The organism is Cupriavidus sp. 96C5-1, from assembly GCF_057798855.1.
Window position 1 is genome coordinate 84180 of the sequence record NZ_JBYOJU010000010.1, and the last position, 15407, is coordinate 99586.

Here is a 15407-nt window from a genome sequence, read left to right on the forward strand (position 1 = left end):
CCCGGTCCGGCCGCACCAGGCACCAGGCACGACACGAGACACGAAGCGCGGAACAGCAGCGACGCACCAGAACCACATTGATACCCGGAGACAAGACTTGAACACACGCATCCTCGCCACCACCCTGCTCGCGGGCCTGGGCCTTGCCAGCGGCGCGCACGCCTCGGCCTACCCCGACAAGCCGGTCAAGCTGATCGTGCCTTACGCGGCCGGCGGCACCACCGACATCATCGCCCGCATCGTCGGCACCCGGCTCGGCACCGTGCTCAAGCAGCCCGTGGTGGTGGAGAACCGCCCGGGCGCCGGCGGCGCCGTTGGCAGCGCCTACGCGGCCAGGCAGGCGCCCGACGGCTACACGCTGGTGATGGAAGTGGAGAGCTCGCACGCGGTGAATCCCAACGTCTATGCCAAGACGGCGTACGATCCCGTCAAGGACTTCGCGCCGATCAGCAATCTCGCCGACGTGCCCAATGTGCTGGTGGTCAACCCCGGCTTTCCGGCCAGCGATCTCGCCGGCTTCATCAAGCTGTTGAAGGCCAATCCCGGAAAGTACTCGTTCGGCTCCTCGGGCAATGGCGGCCTTAGCCATATGAACGGCGAACTGTTCATGAACGAGACCGGCACCCGGATGCTCCACGTGCCCTACAAGGGCCTGGGCCCGGCGCTCAACGACGCGGTGGCGGGACAGATCCAGGTCGTGTTCGACAACATCCCCTCCTCCTCCGGCCTGATCCAGGGCCACCGCCTGCGCCCGCTGGCGGTGGCGGCCAGGCAGCGGCTGGCGGTGCTGCCCGACGTGCCCACCTATGCCGAGGCCGGCCTGCCGGGCATGAACAACCCGTCCTGGTTCGGCCTGGGCGCGCCTGCCGGCACGCCCGAGCCTATCCTGGACAGGCTCAACGAGGCGGTGCGCCACGTGCTGGCCGAGCCCGAGGTGGTCGCCGCCATCGAGAAGCAAGGCGCCATGCCGAGCCCGACCACGCGCAAGGCATTCGGCGACCTGATCCGGGTCCAGAACGCGCACTGGAAGAAGGTCGTCGAAGATATCCATTTCACCAAACTGCAGTAGGACGAAGCCATGAGCCAGGCAGATACGAAGCACTACGCCGGCGTCGAAGTCAATGCACTCGGCGTCGCCACCCTGACCATCCGCGAGGCAGGTTCGCTGAACATCCTGAGCACCCCGGTGATCGCCGCGCTGACGCGCGCCGTGTCCGAGCTGGCGGGCCGCGACGGGATCCGCGTCCTGGTCATGCAGGGCGCCGGGGAAAAAGGCTTTATCGGCGGCGCGGATATCAAGGAAATGGCCGCCCTGACGCGCGACAGCGGCGAGCGCTTTATCAGCGGCCTGCGCGGCCTGTGCGATGCGGTGCGGCACTTCCCCGCGCCGGTGATCGCGCGCATGCCGGGCTGGTGCCTGGGCGGCGGCCTGGAGCTGGCACTGGCCTGCGATATCCGCATCGCCGCGGACAACGCCCAGCTTGGCATGCCCGAGGTCAAGGTGGGCATTCCTTCCGTGATCCACGCCGCGCTGATGCCCCGGCTGATCGGCAATGCGCGCGCCGCCTGGATGCTGCTGACCGGCGAGATCTCCGACGCCCGCGAAGCGCTGGCCTGGGGCCTGGTGAGCAAGGTCGTGCCGCTGGCTGAACTCGATGCGGAAATCGAGCGCGTGGCAACGCTGCTGGCCAGCTTCGGTCCCGCCGCGCTGCGGCAGCAAAAGCGGCTGCTGCGCGAGTGGGAAGAAGCGCCGCTGGAGGTCGCCATCGACAACAGCGTGGCGGAGTTCGGCAGCGCTTTCGAGACCGGCGAGCCGCAGCGCTTCATGAACGCGTTCCTGCAGCGCAAGCGGTAAGGGGCGAGCGGACCGGGCGCTGCGGCCGGAGGCCGAAGCGCCTCGCCGGCATCAGATATTCCACCGGTCCGCGATAGCAGCCAGGTGCTGCCGCAGTGCGTCGAACTCGCCGGACAGGCGCTGCGTCAGCGATACATAGCCAGCCCATCGCGCGGGGACTTCGCCAGCCACCCGCTCGAGCCGCGAACTGCCGCGCGGCGCCAGGCGCGCGACCACGCCATACGTCAGCGCGCGCGCCATGCCGATCAGCATCGCGTTGATGCGGCGCGTCTCGTCGCCGAGATGATTCCGGAGGAAGGCCCTGTCCAGTTCGTGCTCCTCGCGCGGGCGCGTGGCGGCCAGCACCTCGAGCAGGCTGATGCTGACGCGCATGCTGTGCTGGATGGCTTCCAGTTGTTCCATCGAGACCCCGGTCTCCTTGGCGACCGAAGGCATCAGGGAACGCAATTGCACCAGCAGGCCGCCTTGCAGGATCATGGCTTTCTGGAGGACGGCCTTGTCGAGGCTGGCATCCGTGGCGATGGCCGTGTGCATTCTTGCGCAGCTGCGCAGGGCCTCGGCAAGCTTGTAGCGCCAGGAATAGGTGGCGTGCAGGGGCAAGGCGAAAGAGAACAGCAGTGCGATGGCGATGCCGATCAACACATCCGCCGTGCGCCACAGCCCGTCGGCAATCGCGTTCTCGCCGTGGCCGGCAACGATGAAGATGGTGATGGCGGAAAGCAGCGCGATATAGCCGCCCTTGCCGATCGCGTGATACGCGCAGATGGCGCAGGCGACCACGATCAGCGCGTAGCTGAGCAAGGGCGCCTGGAAATACGATTGCTGCAGGATGATCGCCAGCCCTGCCCCCGCCCCGATCAGCGTGCCGAGCGCGCGCTCGGCCGCCTTCTTGCGGATATTGCCATGGTGCTGCAGGCCGCCGATGACAACCAGCAGCGTGATGGACGCCCATTCCCCATGGGGCAGGTGGATGCCGGTAGTCAGCGCAATCGATGTCAGCAGGCCGAGTCCGACCCGGAGCGCATGAATCAGCCGGGCATGGCGGTAACGGCGCGCCGGATCCGCCAGCGGGCGCAGCACGCGCCGCAGCGATGGAGGAAATCCGGTCATTTGCGGGGACATCATGCGGGGCTACCTGAAAAGGCGAGATATTCAAGCGCTCAATTCTATCGCCTCGGCGTGCCGGACGGTGCCGATTCCCGGCGCAGCCGCATCAGCCCCCTGGAAAACGCTGGGCTGGAAGTCCCCCGGCAGGGCAACGCACACCCCGGATCAACCGGCCGCGAAGGTCCGCCGCCCCTCGGCCACCAGCCGCACCAGCAGCGGCGCCGGGGTCCAGTGTTCGCCATGGCCGGCGTATAGCGCCCGGATCTTCTCAAGCGTGCGGTCCAGCCCGATGGTCTGCGCATAGAACATCGGCCCGCCACGCCACGCGGGAAAGCCATAACCATGCACGTACACCACGTCGATGTCCGACGCGCGCTGCGCGATGCCCTCCTCCAGGATGCGCGCGCCTTCGTTGACCAGCGCGAGCATGCAGCGCTCCACGATCTCTTCGTCGCCCACTTCGCGGCGCGCGACGCCGGCCTCCTCCGCGCAAGCGCGGATCAGGGCGTCGATGCCGGGATCCGGCAGCGGGGTCCGGCTGCCAGGCTCGTAGCGGTAGTAGCCTGCGTTCGTCTTCTGGCCAAAGCGGCCCAGCTCGCAGATGCGGTCGGCCACCTTCGAGTAGCGCAGGTGCGCCGGGCGCGTGGGCGCGAGCCGCTTGCGCGTGGCCCAGTTGATGTCCATGCCGGCAAGATCCGCCATGGCCAGCGGGCCCATGGCCATGCCGAAACGGGTGAGAGCACCGTCCACCTGCCGCGGCGAGGCGCCCTCCTCCAGCAAGAAGCCAGCCTCGCGCCAGTAGGGGGTGAGCATGCGGTTGCCGACAAAACCTTCGCACACGCGCACCAGCACCGGGAGCTTGCCGATGGCCTGGGCCATCTTCATGCAGGTGGCGGTCACCGCCGGCGCGGTGCGCGCGCCTTGCACCACTTCCAGCAGCTTCATCACATTGGCCGGGCTGAAGAAGTGCAGCCCGATCACATCGTGCGGGCGCGACGTCGCCGCGGCGATGGCATCGATGTCCAGCCGGGATGTATTGGTGGCGAGGATGGCGCCGGGCTTGCAGACGGCGTCGAGCCGGGCGAACACGGCTTGCTTGACCGCCAACGCCTCGAACACTGCTTCGATCACCAGGTCGGCGTCCGCCAGCACGGCATCGTCCAGCGTGGGCGTGATGCACGCCATGCGCCGCGCGATGTCCTGCCCGGTGAGCTTGCCCTTGCCGGCGGTGATCTCGTAGTTGCGGCGGATCTGCGCCAGTCCGCGCGCGAGCGCTGCCTGTTGCTGCTCGAGCAGGATCACGGGGATGCCGGCATTGGCGAACGCCATGGCGATGCCGGCACCCATGGTGCCCGCGCCGAGGATGCCCACCCGCGCGACGGGGCGCAATGCAGCACCGGCAGGCAAGGCCGCCACCTTGGGCGCCTCCCGTTCGGCAAAGAAGAGATGCCGCAGCGCCTTCGATTCCGTGCCCGCCACCAGTTGGTCGAAGCGGGCACGCTCGTCATCCAGCCCCGCCTCCAGCGGCAGCCGCGTGGCCGCCTCCACGCAGGCGATGGCCGCGCCTTGCGCCAGCGCATTGCGCGCCCTGGCGCTGACCGCCGCGGTGCGCGCCGCGAAGTCCGTACCGGCGGCATCGGCGCAAGGCTTGCGGGCGATCACGGGATGCGCGCCCGGCAAACCCGCCACGCGGCCGGCAAAGGCGACTGCCGCGGCCAGCGGCTCTCCCTCCATCAACGCGTCCGCCATGCCAAGCGCCACGGCCTGGTCCCCGCGCACGGCCCTGCCCGACTGGATCAGGTCCAGCGCCACCGGCACCCCGATCAGGCGCGGCAGGCGCTGCGTGCCGCCGCCGCCCGGCACCAGGCCGAGGTTCACTTCCGGCAGCCCCAGGCTGGCATCGGTGCTGACGATGCGGTAATGGCAGCCCAGCGCCAGCTCCATGCCCCCGCCGAGCGCCACGCCATGGATGGCGGCAACCACCGGCTTGGCCGACTGCTCGATGCGCGCGATCACCTGGCGCAGCATCGGCTGCGCGGTAGCGGCGGGCGTATTGAACTGGCGGATATCCGCCCCCCCGCAAAACCCCTTGCCGGCACCGAGGATCACGATGGCGGCGATGGCCTCGTCCTGCCCGGCTCTGGCCAGGCCGCCGAAAAGGCCAAGGCGGACGCTGTCGCCCAGGCCGTTTACCGGCGGGTTGTCGAGCAGCAGGACGGCGGTTCGGCCCAGGCGGCCGTATTGCACGGTGGAGGTGAGCGCGACGAAAGCGCACGAAGAGGTCAACGTGGAGGTCAACGTGGAGGTCATGAAAGTCAGGATCCCGGTAGTGTTGAGGCGCGGACTTGCGCCCGTTTACAGCGCGGTGGAAAGAATGGCCGTGGCCTGGCTGGACAGCACGCCGCCATTGCCGTGGACCAGCGCGACTTCGGCGCCCCCGACCTGCCGGGCGCCAGCCTCGCCGCGCAGCTGCGTGACCGCCTCGATCACCAGGAAGATGCTGTACATGCCCGGATGGGTGCAGGACAGCCCGCCACCGTTGGTGTTCATCGGAAAAGCGCCGCCGGGCTCGATGCGCCCGCCGGACACAAAGGCACCGCCCTCGCCCTTGGCGCAGAAGCCAAGGTCCTCCAGGAACAGGATCGGGTTGATGGTGAAGGCATCGTACAGCTCCACCACGTCGATGTCGCCCGGCGCCAGGCCTGCCTCGGCGAATGCCTTGCGCCCCGACTCCACGGCGGGCGTGACCGTCACGTCGTCCATGCAGGAGATCTGCCGGTGCCAGTGTGCGTGGCCGCAGCCGAGCACATAGACCGGCTTCGCATGCAGGCCGCGCGCACGGTCGGCGCGCGTGACCACGAAGGCCCCGGCGCCATCGGTGACCAGGCAGCAATCGCGCACCGTGAGCGGGTCGGAGATCATCTTGGCGTGGATCACGTCGTCCAGCGTGAGCGGATCGCGCGAGAAGGCATCGGGATTGCGCTGCGCCCACTTGCGCGCGGCCACCGCCACCTCTGCCAGTTGCGTGCGCGTGGTGCCGTACTGGTGCATATGGCGCGCCGCCGCCAACGCGTAGCTGCTGGGCGGGTTGAAGGGCTTGTACGGGTGCTCGTAGGGCTGCGGGTCCAGTTCGGCCCGCATCTGGTTGAGGCGCGAACTGCTGGGCACGCTGCGCGGCGTGCTGCCGTAGCAGATCAGTACGTTGTCGCATTCGCCGGCCTCGATCGCCATGGCCGCGATCTTCAGGTCGGCGATAAAGGACGAGCCGCCGAACATGGTGCTGTCGGAAAAGCGCGGCCGGATGCCGAGGTATTCGGCCATCCGCATCACCCACCATGGCGAGGTCAGGCTGGCGGTGATGATGCCGTCGATCTCGCACATGCGCAGGCCGCTGGCTTTCACGGCTGCATGCGCCGCCTGCGCGATGATCTCCTGCTCGGTGCGGCCACCGGCGTGGCCCAGGCCAGCCATCCCGGTGCCGAGAATGGCGATCGCGCCGCGCGCGTTTCCTGCATGGCTCATCGCTGCACCTCGCCGGGCACGAATACCAGCAGCGGGCCGGTCTCCTCCTGCACGATCTCCGCCCGCACGCGCATGCCGATCCTGACCGCATCCGGCACGATGCCGGTGACCCGGCTCATCATCCTTGGCCCTTCGTCCAGATCGACCAGGCAGACGTTGTAGTCGCCTTCCTTCCTGCGCACCGTGGTGGTCGAGTACACCGTGCCGCCGCCGCACGGCGCCTGCCACGCTAGCACATCGGCGCCGCAGTGCGGACACAGCACGCGCGGGAAAAAGTGCCAGCGGCCACAATCCGTGCAGCGGGGAATGACAAAGCTGCCCTGCGCCAGCTTGCCGAAATAAAAGGCGTCCGCACCCTGCATGGCCGCCGCATCCGATTGACTTTGCATCGATATCGCTCCGCGATCTGGTTCGTCCGGTTTCATTCCTCCACCTTCACCCCGGTGATCTGGACGGTGCGCTGCCACTTGGCCACCTCGGCCTCGACATACTTGCGGAATGCCGCCGGCCCCAGCGTGCCCGCCGCTTCGGCGCTCTGCTTGCGCAGCCTGGCCGCCATCTCCGGCGAGCTCATGATGCGATTGGCCTCCCGGTTCAGCCGCGCCACGATCTCGGGCGGCGTGCCGGCCGGCGCGTACAGGCCCAGCCAGGTATAGAGGTCGTAGTTCTTGTAGCCGGCTTCGGCAATGGTGGGCAGATCGGGGAACAGCTTGCTGCGCTCAGCACTGGTGACCGCGATCGGGCGCAGCTTGCCGGCGGCGATAAAGGCCGAGACGCTCATGGAATCCTGGAACACCATCGGGATCTGCCCTGCCACCACGTCGTTGGTGGAAGGCGACGCACCCTTGTACGGAACATGCACCAGCGGCACGCCGGCCACCTGCCGGAACAACTCTCCGGCCAGGTGGGTGGACCCGCCCACGCCGGCCGAGCCATAGGGCACGCTGGGCTGCGCTTTCGCCCATTTGACGAACTCCTGCACGGTCTTGACGGGTACCGACGGATTCACCACCAGCAGGTTCGGCGCCTTGGCGATCAGCGCGATCGGCTCGAAATCCTTCACGGGCTGGTAACGCACGCTCTTCTGCACCGCCGGCGCGATCACATGGCCGGTGGCGCTCAGCAGCAAGGTGTAGCCATCGTCGGGCTTGCGCGCCACGTACTCGGTGGCGACCTGCCCGGCCGCGCCGGGGCGGTTCTCCACCACGAAACTCTGTTTGAACGCCTGCGACAGCTCCGCCGCCAGCAGGCGGCCCACGATGTCGGTCATGCCGCCCGGGGCAAACGCCACCACGATGGTGACCGGCCTGGAAGGATACGCATCCGGCTGGGCAAGCGCAGGCGAAGCGGCAACGATGGCGGTAAGGGCGCTGCCGCACAGGGCGAGCAGGCGCAAGCGGGCCTGGAAGGATTTCACGCGTGTCTCCGGATCTTTGGTTCTTATGTGTGAGCGCCGGGCCGGCGCGGGCGAGGATGCGCCATCGATGGCTCTGGGGCTGCCGGCCAGTATATTTTTGGGCCCGGCGCCGGGCCATCCGAAAGATTCGAACCGGCGGTTCGCGGATTTGGAACGCTCCGGGGCGGGCGGCCTGGGAAAGGCTTGCCCTTGGAGAGGGTGGACAGATTCGCCAGGAATCCGCAATCGGTGGGCCGAATGAAAGCAATGGGACGTGGATCGCTTTGCCGTCAGCGGCCGAGGCCGCTGCGAGCGCAGGTGGACGCCTTTCTATCCCCGCTCTGAATCGGAACGAACAAAGCGGAACGACGTTAAGATTTCGCTTGACGATCAAGCCCTCAAGGGAAGGCTGCTCAACGCTCAGGGCATGACGCCTAGCGGCTTCGCGCTCGCTCAGGCGTTGCCGGCTGGGCAGGGATGGAGGTGCAGGTGCCGCTCGCCAGACAAACCATGCGGTTTCTCGTCCTGTCCGGACTGGCAATGTGCGTCCATGCCGGCGCGGCGTGGGCGCAGGGTATCGACGCCGTCCCCGGCTATCACCAGGCCGACAACCGAAGCGGGCAGTATGTCGTGCCCGGCCTGACCTGGCAAAGCGCGCCGCACCTGCATCGCGACGCCAGCTTCGACGGCAGGGTCGAGGGCCATATCTATGCCCAGCCGCTCTACTGGCGCCCGCCTGGCGCGGCGAGCGGGCTGTTGATCGTCGCGACAGAAGCCAATGTCGTGTATGCGCTCGATGCCGCGACCGGCCACGCTGTCTGGCGCACCGCGCTCGGGCCGCCAGCGCCGCGCAGCGCGCTGCCCTGCGGCAACATTGATCCACTTGGCATCACTGGAACACCGGTGATCGATCCCACGGCGGGTGCGCTATACCTCGACGCGATGGTGGTTCGGCAGCCGGGTCCCAGGCACCTGGTGTACGGGCTGTCCCTGCGCGACGGCTCGGTACTGCAAGGCTGGCCGGTCGATATCGCCGAGGGCCTGCGGGCGCGAGGGATGTCATTCGCTCCGCGCCTGCAGAATGAACGAGGCGCGCTGGTGATCCTCGATGGACGGCTGTTCGTGCCGTACGGCGGCCATTTCGGCGACTGCGGCGACTACCATGGCTGGGTGGTCGGCCTGCGGCTCGACCGTCCCGGCGTGTTCGGCGGCTGGGAGACCCGCGGGCGCAAGGGCGGTATTTGGGCACCGGGGGGAATCGCCGCGGCCGACGGTGCCCTGTTCGTCGCCACTGGCAACACCGGCGGCGTGCGCACCTGGAGCGATGGCGAGGCCGTCATTCGCCTCGCTCCCGATCTGCACAGGTCCGCAAGCCCACGCGACGCGTTTGCGCCGGCCGACTGGCTGCGGCTGGACCAGGACGACCTCGACCTCGGCGGCACCAACCCGATGCCGATCGACCTGCACGGGCGGCGGCTGATCGTCGCGTTGGGCAAGGACGGCAAGGCGTATCTGCTGGACCGGGAAAATCTGGGCGGCATCGGAGGTGCGCTCGATGTGCGGCAGGTGTCGCAGGGGCCGATCCGCAACGGCCCTGCGTCCTATTCAGGACCAGGAGGCGTTTTTGTCGCATTCCAGGGCGACGGCTCGGCGTGTCCCGGCGGCCCGGGCACGGGTGGCCTGACCGTGCTCCGGATCAGCGCGCCGTCCCGCGGCGGCTTGAGTACGGCCTGGTGCGCGGAGGTGAACGGTGCCGGTAGCCCGATCACCACGACCAGTGACGGCAGCGCCGACCGCATCGTATGGATTGCCGGCGCAGAAGGCGACAACCGGCTGCACGGGTTCCGCGGCGACAGCGGCCAGCCCGTATTCACCGGCGGCGGCCGGGGCGGCCGCATCCCGGGGCTGCGGCACTTCGTGACCATCCTGGCCGCGGATGGACGGCTCTACGTGGCAGGCGACGACAGGATCTACGCGTTCAGCGTCGCGCCGTGAGTCCTGGATCCGGCCGCAAGCGAACCGGCTGGTTCTTCGGCGATCTCTTCAACACCATGCGCCGTCAGCCCGACCTGGCGGCCTTGCGCAAGCCAGTGCCTGCGCCGCCTCCGATCATTCATTTCGTATTTCAAAATAATACGATCTATTTTTTCATAACTGTTTACTTATTGCTGTCACATTTCTCTCTCACAATCTCGCTGCCGATCGGTGGACAGTCCTGGCTCGCCTTGCCTCCATGACTCTCCCCGGCGCAGGACCCCTACTCGCTCAGACAAGAAACCGAGATCGACAGTGAAAAAAACTCTCCTCGCATTGACCGCCGCAGCCGCAGCGTGCGCCGCTTCCGGCGCTGCATTCGCCCAATCCTCCAGCGTGACGCTCTACGGCATTGCCGATGCCGGCGTTAGCTTCCAGAGCCACGTGCAAGGCCCCAACGGCGGCGGCTCGGTCACGGGCGTGACGTCCGGCGGCCTCTCCGGCTCGCGCTGGGGCATTCGCGGCGCGGAGGACCTCGGCAACAACCTGAAGGGCATCTTCGTGCTGGAAAGCGGCTTTGACCTCGACACGGGCAAATCCGGCCAGGGTAACCGCCTGTTCGGCCGCCAGGCCTACGTCGGCCTGCAGGGCGACTTCGGCGCCGTCACGCTCGGCCGCCAGCAGAACTCCCTGTATGACCTGTTCGGCGCCTACGACCCGATGGGTGCCGGCACCAGCTACTCGCTCAACTCGGTCGACACCCAGGGCTTCAACGGCCGTGCCGACAACGCCGCCAAGTACACCGGCAAGTTCGGCGGCCTGACCGCCACCGGCTTCTACAGCTTTGGCCGCGACAGCACCATCGCCAACGGCGGCGAAGTGCCGGGCCACTTCAAGGTTGGCACCAACTTTGGCGGCGGCCTGGCGTATGCCACCGGCCCGGTCTCGGTGGGTGTCGCCTATGACCAGTACCAGGGCAGCACCATTGCAACCTCCGGCGCCGCGGCCAAGCGCGCGGCCATCGGCGCCTCATATGCCTTCGGTGATGCCAAGCTGTTCGCCGGCTACCGCTGGATGCGCGACGAAATCACCAGCGCCACCGTAGTCCGCCAGGACAACCTGTACTGGGTTGGCGCACTGTACAAGTTCACCCCAGCCTTCAGCCTGACCGGCGCCGCTTACTACACCGACGCCCGCAAGGACGCCAACGACTCGCTGATGTTCGTGCTGAACGCCGACTATGCCCTGTCCAAGCGCACCGACGCCTACCTGCTGCTGGGTTATGTCAAGAACAAGGGTCAGGCAACCTACGGCGTGACCAACGCGATGAACACCCTGCCTGGCCAGAACCAGACCGGCGCCATGGTTGGCGTGCGTCACCGCTTCTGATCTCCCTTGCGGCCCGGCGGCCCGATCCGGATTCGGGCCGCCCGCCGGGCGCCTCCCGCGGGGAGCGCGCCAGAGACAAGTCATATCGACCTTAGTCTCCTTCACTGAGTCCAAGGACGTTTTGGCCGGCATTGCTGCCGGCCAATTTTTTTTGCGCGTGCTCGCGTGCCGTCAAGAGCGGCGGGGGCCACCGGCTTGCGGAATCAGCCTCCGCTGAACATCCGGCTGGGGGCGATATACACGCGGATACCCTTGGCCTCGGCCATCTCGGGAAAGATGGTCTTCATGTCGACCGAGGTGCCGCCAACCGCTTCCAGGAAGGTCCAGCCGACGGTCTTGTCGCCGGCGCGGAAGGCAACCGATTCCCCCGATGCGACGTTCACGTAGTTCATGCCGGGCGCCAGGGTTACCGTGCGCGTGGTGTTACCGATGGCGGCCGGGCTGCCGAACAGGGCCGCCACCTTGCTGGCCTTGGCCTGCACGGCCTCGTGCGTGTTGGGGCTGCCCGCCGGGGCATTGGCGCTCCAGGCCGACGAAATGCTGAGAATGGAGAGTGCCAGCGTGGCGGCAAGTTTCTGCTTTTGCTTCTTGGTCATGGTTCGTTCCTTGTGCCCGCCCGGTTTTGTGGAGTGCTTTTGTGGGTAGGCATGAGGAAAGTCTAGCGACGCCGCATGCATTCTAAAAATGATATATACACTTTGAATCGAGTCGTTTTTTTCATGGCATGGCGCGTCGGCCACTCCCGGCGCGATGCCATCCGCCGGCAGTCGGGCGTCGGGCGCCGGGCCGCGCCTTAGTCGCGCGTAGCGGCGACGCGGGGATCGTCGAGCAGGAACTGCACGAAGGCAGCCGTGAAGGACGGCAGCTTGCCATCGGCGCGCACGATCAGGTTCAACTCGCGCCGGGCCCAGTTCTCGGCCAGCCGCACCCCGGCCACCCGCGCCTCGCGCAGGGCCGGCGCGGCCACGCTGCGCGGCACCAGCGCCACGCCCACGCCAGCCTCCACCAGAGACAGCGCGGCGTCGAAGCTATGGGCGTGCAAGCGCACATTCGGGCTCTTGCCGGCGCGCTGCGCCATATCGCGCAGGAACAGGAAGTTGCTGCTGCTCCGGCTCATGCAGACGAAATCGAAATCCAGCGCGGCGCCAAAGCGCAGTTCGGGCTGGCGCGCTAGCGGATGGCCTGCGGGCACGGCCAGGATCAGTTCGTCCACGGCGTAGCGCACGGCGCGCACTTCGCTGGCATCGATGTCGCCGGCCAGGATGCCGATATCCGCCTCCTGCGCCGCCACCGCCGACACGATGGCGGGGCTGGCGCGCTCCTCGAGGTCGAGGTTGACGTCGGGGTTGGCGGCAAGGAAGCGGCTCACGCTGGGAATGATGAACCCGTTGAGCGAACTGCTGTTGGCCAGCAGCCGGATATGGCCCTTGAGCCCGGCGGAGAAGCGCCCGACCTCGCCATGCATGCGCTCCACGCCCCGCAGCAGTTCGCGCACGTGCACCAGCAGGGTTTCGCCGGCGGGCGTCAGCTCCATGCCGCGCGCGCTGCGCACGAACAGGGGCGTGCCCATGGCGTGCTCGAGATTCTTCAGCCGGTAGCTGGCGGCGGACGCCGTGATGTGGATGGCGGAAGCGCCGCTGGACAGGCTTTGGGCTTCTGCAATGGCCTGGAACAGGCGCAGGTCGGTCAGTTCGTAGCGCATCGGGCTCCCGGAATCGGTCAGCCCTCGTGCGCACGGCTGGCAATTCCGGCAGACGGACAACGCAGACGAAGGCGCCCCATTCTAAGGCATGGCGCCGGACGCGCACGGAAGCGGGGGCGGGACGTGCCCGCCTCGCCCGCCTCAGTCCATCAGGTCGGTGTACTCGCCACGCGCGTAGGCGCGGGCGCGTTCCCACGGGGCGCGCTGTGGCGTGGCCACGGTGGTCACGCGCGTGAGCTTGGTCGACGTGCCGCCGGCATTGCGCGACTCCACCGAGCGCGGGAACTGCCCGGCAACGTCCCACCAGACCGTGACGGATTCGCCCCCGCGCTGCGCCTGGTACTGCTGCGCCCCGTTGCGCAGCGGCCCCACCGCGCGCATCTGCTTGAGCGCGGCCGGGTCGAGCAGGTGGTAGGCGGTGGGCCATGATCCGTCGAAGCCGATATTGCCGTATTCGGCGGGCTTCACATCGAACACCTTCTTCAGGTGGTCGCTGACCACCGTCACCGACAGCTTGCCGGAGGGCGGGTTCTCGATCCAGCGGGCCGCCGTGGACAAGTCCACATGCTTATGCCCGCCGCCGCCCTTGCCGGACTCTTGCTCATGCTCATGGGGCACGCCACGCGGCAGTTCGCGTTCGATCCAGACGGCATTGCCTGCCCGGTACACGCGTTCGGCGAAGGCAACGTCGCGCTTGACGCCGTCGCCGCCGAGCGACGAAAGCTGGTGCTCCACGCGCAGCGCGAGCGGTGCGCCGGCCGGCGTCGCCGGCGCGGCGAGTGCGATGGGGCTCAGGATGGCCGCCAGGCCAGCCAGCAGGCCGCCGAGCATGCGGGCGCGGCCGCGCGCGGCCAGGAAAACGGAAGCCCCCGGAAAGACGGAAGCGGCCAGGGCGCCAAGGTTGCTGCGAACTTGCATCTGGATCTCGTGATTCGTGATTCGTGATTCGTGACTCTTGAAAACGGCGCACGCCGGCAACATGCCGGCGTGCCATACCGCAGCCCGGGACCGCCGCCGGACAACGCGGCGGCCGGGCGTCTACCGCCAGCGCCGCTTAGAGGCCGAGCGCCGTCTTGACCACGCCGAACACCTTGGTGTTGTCGATGGTGCCCTTGAGCGGCGCGCTGCCCGCGCCGCCCGAGAACAGCATCACGTCGCCGCCGCCGTGGGTTTCCGAGCCATCGCTCATCACCACGCCGACTTCCTGCCGATAGGCATCATCCGTGGTATCGACCGCAGTCAGGTCGTCGCGCGTCTGCTTGCGCGTCGTGCCGCCATTGCCGAACACCAGGGTGGTATAGGGCTTGCCGTCGGCCGCGGCCACCGGTTTCCTGGTTTTCACATCGGTGGTCTTGCCGAGGATGGGATTGCCGCGGTGCGAGTAGCCATTGATGGTCATGGTGTGGTCATGATCCGCCGTGACCACCACCAGGGTGTTGGACAGGTCCACCATCGACAGGGCGCGCTTGATGGCGTCGTCGAAGGCAATGGTGTCTTCCAGCGCGCGCTTGGCATTGGTGCCGTGCAGGGCGTGGTCGATACGGCCGCCTTCGACCATCAGGAAATAGCCCTTGGGATTCTTGCCCAGGATCCGGATGGCCTTCTCGGTCATGTCGGCCAGGCTCGGCTCGTCGAGCTTGTCCCTGACCCGGTCCAGGTTGTAGCTCATGTGGTCAGCGTTGAACAGGCCGAGCAGCTTGCCGGTTGCCGCCGGATCCACCGCATTCAGCGCGGTGCCGGTCTTGACGTAGGTGTAGCCGGCATTCTGGAACTGGACCGTCAGGTCGGCGCCATCCGTGCGCTTGCCGCCCGCAGCCACCGGGAGAAAGTGGCGCAGGCCGCCGCCCAGCAGCACGTCGAGGCCATCCTTGAGCGCGGGGTTGAACAGGCTGTTGCCCGGCGTTCCCTGCGCCGCGATCTGGTTCTCGCCGTCGCGATGGCAGATGTGCGAGTAGGTGGCCGCCGGGGTGGCGTGCGTGACGCGCGTGGTGGTCACCGCGCCGACCGCCTTGCCCGCGCCCTTGGACAGTTCCAGCAGGGTTGTCACCGGCGAGCCGTTGCCGGCGGGGCAGGTCGTGTCGGAGCCCGATACATAGCCCTTGCCGGCGGCATCGCTGGCCTTGGTGTCGGCGGACATCGAGATGACCTCGTTGTTCATCTTGACACCGGTCATGTAGGCCGCCATCGACGGTGCGCTGTCGGTGGTCTGCGCATCGTTCGAATAGGTCTTGATGCGCGCGGTGCGCTTGAGCGATTCCATGGTCAGCTTGCCGGTCTCGCCGTACTTGTAGATGCGCGAGGCGGTCACCGTGGTGGGGCCCATGCCGTCACCCAGGAAGAAGATCACGTTGCGGGCTTCGCCAGCGGCCAGCGCGGGGGTGGAGAGGCAGGCGGCGGCCAGCGCGGCAGCCGACAGGCCGGTCATCGTTTTTTTCATGATGTGTATTCCGTCAGCGTAGGGT

Annotated in this window: 14 protein-coding genes; 5 read left to right on the forward strand and 9 right to left on the reverse strand. The window is 67.7% G+C overall.

The annotated features are described in order from the left end of the window. The first annotated feature begins 97 nt into the window (after positions 1-97). Both AC3FOF_RS14005 and AC3FOF_RS14010 read left to right on the forward strand, forming a co-directional pair. The gene (locus AC3FOF_RS14005) at positions 98-1069 is read left to right on the forward strand and encodes a Bug family tripartite tricarboxylate transporter substrate binding protein (protein ID WP_276266391.1); all 972 of its coding nucleotides are present in this window, start codon (positions 98-100) and stop codon (positions 1067-1069) included. A gap of 9 nt (positions 1070-1078) precedes the next feature. Then, a complete protein-coding gene (locus AC3FOF_RS14010; RefSeq protein WP_488726926.1) occupies positions 1079-1855 on the forward strand; it encodes an enoyl-CoA hydratase in 777 nt (258 codons plus the stop codon). A 51-nt stretch (positions 1856-1906) separates the two neighbouring features. Here the strand turns inward: AC3FOF_RS14010 and AC3FOF_RS14015 are convergent, their stop codons facing one another. From AC3FOF_RS14015 to AC3FOF_RS14035, 5 genes are all read right to left on the reverse strand, one after another. Further along, on the reverse strand, positions 1907-2980 hold the full coding sequence (locus AC3FOF_RS14015; protein ID WP_488726927.1) for an FUSC family protein: 1074 nt from the start codon (positions 2978-2980) through the stop codon (positions 1907-1909). Positions 2981-3127: 147 nt separating this feature from the next. Then, the gene (locus AC3FOF_RS14020) at positions 3128-5272 is read right to left on the reverse strand and encodes a 3-hydroxyacyl-CoA dehydrogenase NAD-binding domain-containing protein (protein WP_488726928.1); all 2145 of its coding nucleotides are present in this window, start codon (positions 5270-5272) and stop codon (positions 3128-3130) included. 45 nt (positions 5273-5317) lie between these two features. Then, positions 5318-6484, reverse strand: coding sequence for a thiolase (locus tag AC3FOF_RS14025; RefSeq protein WP_488726929.1), 1167 nt, complete (start codon positions 6482-6484; stop codon positions 5318-5320). Beyond that, positions 6481-6873 carry a Zn-ribbon domain-containing OB-fold protein gene (locus AC3FOF_RS14030; RefSeq protein WP_276266396.1) on the reverse strand — a complete coding sequence of 131 codons (393 nt, stop codon included), beginning with the start codon at positions 6871-6873 and terminating at the stop codon, positions 6481-6483. Before AC3FOF_RS14030 ends, AC3FOF_RS14025 begins: the two co-directional genes overlap by 4 nt. Before the next feature lie 32 nt (positions 6874-6905). Then, positions 6906-7901, reverse strand: a complete 996-nt coding sequence (locus AC3FOF_RS14035) for a tripartite tricarboxylate transporter substrate binding protein (RefSeq protein ID WP_276266397.1) — start codon at positions 7899-7901, stop codon at positions 6906-6908. 489 nt (positions 7902-8390) lie between these two features. On the opposite strand from AC3FOF_RS14035, the gene AC3FOF_RS14040 reads away from it, so the two are divergent. The 3 genes from AC3FOF_RS14040 to AC3FOF_RS14050 are packed head-to-tail and all read left to right on the forward strand — an operon-like array spanning position 8391 to position 11243. Beyond that, entirely contained in the window at positions 8391-9875 is a 1485-nt protein-coding gene (locus AC3FOF_RS14040; protein WP_488726930.1) for an outer membrane protein assembly factor BamB family protein, read from the forward strand. Beyond that, a complete protein-coding gene (locus tag AC3FOF_RS14045; protein WP_488726931.1) occupies positions 9872-10117 on the forward strand; it encodes a hypothetical protein in 246 nt (81 codons plus the stop codon). The genes AC3FOF_RS14040 and AC3FOF_RS14045 overlap by 4 nt, the downstream gene beginning before the upstream one ends. A 52-nt stretch (positions 10118-10169) precedes the next feature. Next, positions 10170-11243, forward strand: a complete 1074-nt coding sequence (locus AC3FOF_RS14050; protein WP_035810915.1) for a porin — start codon at positions 10170-10172, stop codon at positions 11241-11243. A gap of 203 nt (positions 11244-11446) precedes the next feature. Here the strand turns inward: AC3FOF_RS14050 and AC3FOF_RS14055 are convergent, their stop codons facing one another. The 4 genes from AC3FOF_RS14055 to AC3FOF_RS14070 all read right to left on the reverse strand — a co-directional run bounded on the left by AC3FOF_RS14055 (position 11447) and on the right by AC3FOF_RS14070 (position 15382). After that, the gene (locus AC3FOF_RS14055; protein WP_488726932.1) at positions 11447-11839 is read right to left on the reverse strand and encodes a CzcE family metal-binding protein; all 393 of its coding nucleotides are present in this window, start codon (positions 11837-11839) and stop codon (positions 11447-11449) included. Positions 11840-12036: 197 nt separating this feature from the next. Continuing rightward, on the reverse strand, positions 12037-12945 hold the full coding sequence (locus AC3FOF_RS14060) for a LysR family transcriptional regulator (protein ID WP_488726933.1): 909 nt from the start codon (positions 12943-12945) through the stop codon (positions 12037-12039). A 141-nt stretch (positions 12946-13086) separates the two neighbouring features. After that, positions 13087-13776, reverse strand: a complete 690-nt coding sequence (locus tag AC3FOF_RS14065) for a hypothetical protein (RefSeq protein WP_488726981.1) — start codon at positions 13774-13776, stop codon at positions 13087-13089. A gap of 223 nt (positions 13777-13999) precedes the next feature. Then, positions 14000-15382 carry an alkaline phosphatase gene (locus AC3FOF_RS14070; protein WP_276268530.1) on the reverse strand — a complete coding sequence of 461 codons (1383 nt, stop codon included), beginning with the start codon at positions 15380-15382 and terminating at the stop codon, positions 14000-14002. Between the last annotated feature and the right edge of the window lie 25 nt (positions 15383-15407).

What these genes read in the sequence shown, in the direction of transcription:
- AC3FOF_RS14010 (WP_488726926.1), top strand. Translation starts at nt 1,079, where the DNA reads ATGAGCCAGGCAGATACGAAGCACTACGCCGGCGTCGAAGTCAATGCA.
- AC3FOF_RS14015 (WP_488726927.1), bottom strand. Translation starts at nt 2,980, where the DNA reads ATGATGTCCCCGCAAATGACCGGATTTCCTCCATCGCTGCGGCGCGTG.
- AC3FOF_RS14020 (WP_488726928.1), bottom strand. Translation starts at nt 5,272, where the DNA reads ATGACCTCCACGTTGACCTCCACGTTGACCTCTTCGTGCGCTTTCGTC.
- AC3FOF_RS14025 (WP_488726929.1), bottom strand. Translation starts at nt 6,484, where the DNA reads ATGAGCCATGCAGGAAACGCGCGCGGCGCGATCGCCATTCTCGGCACC.
- AC3FOF_RS14030 (WP_276266396.1), bottom strand. Translation starts at nt 6,873, where the DNA reads ATGCAAAGTCAATCGGATGCGGCGGCCATGCAGGGTGCGGACGCCTTT.
- AC3FOF_RS14040 (WP_488726930.1), top strand. Translation starts at nt 8,391, where the DNA reads ATGCGGTTTCTCGTCCTGTCCGGACTGGCAATGTGCGTCCATGCCGGC.
- AC3FOF_RS14055 (WP_488726932.1), bottom strand. Translation starts at nt 11,839, where the DNA reads ATGACCAAGAAGCAAAAGCAGAAACTTGCCGCCACGCTGGCACTCTCC.
- AC3FOF_RS14060 (WP_488726933.1), bottom strand. Translation starts at nt 12,945, where the DNA reads ATGCGCTACGAACTGACCGACCTGCGCCTGTTCCAGGCCATTGCAGAA.
- AC3FOF_RS14065 (WP_488726981.1), bottom strand. Translation starts at nt 13,776, where the DNA reads ATGCTCGGCGGCCTGCTGGCTGGCCTGGCGGCCATCCTGAGCCCCATC.
- AC3FOF_RS14070 (WP_276268530.1), bottom strand. Translation starts at nt 15,382, where the DNA reads ATGAAAAAAACGATGACCGGCCTGTCGGCTGCCGCGCTGGCCGCCGCC.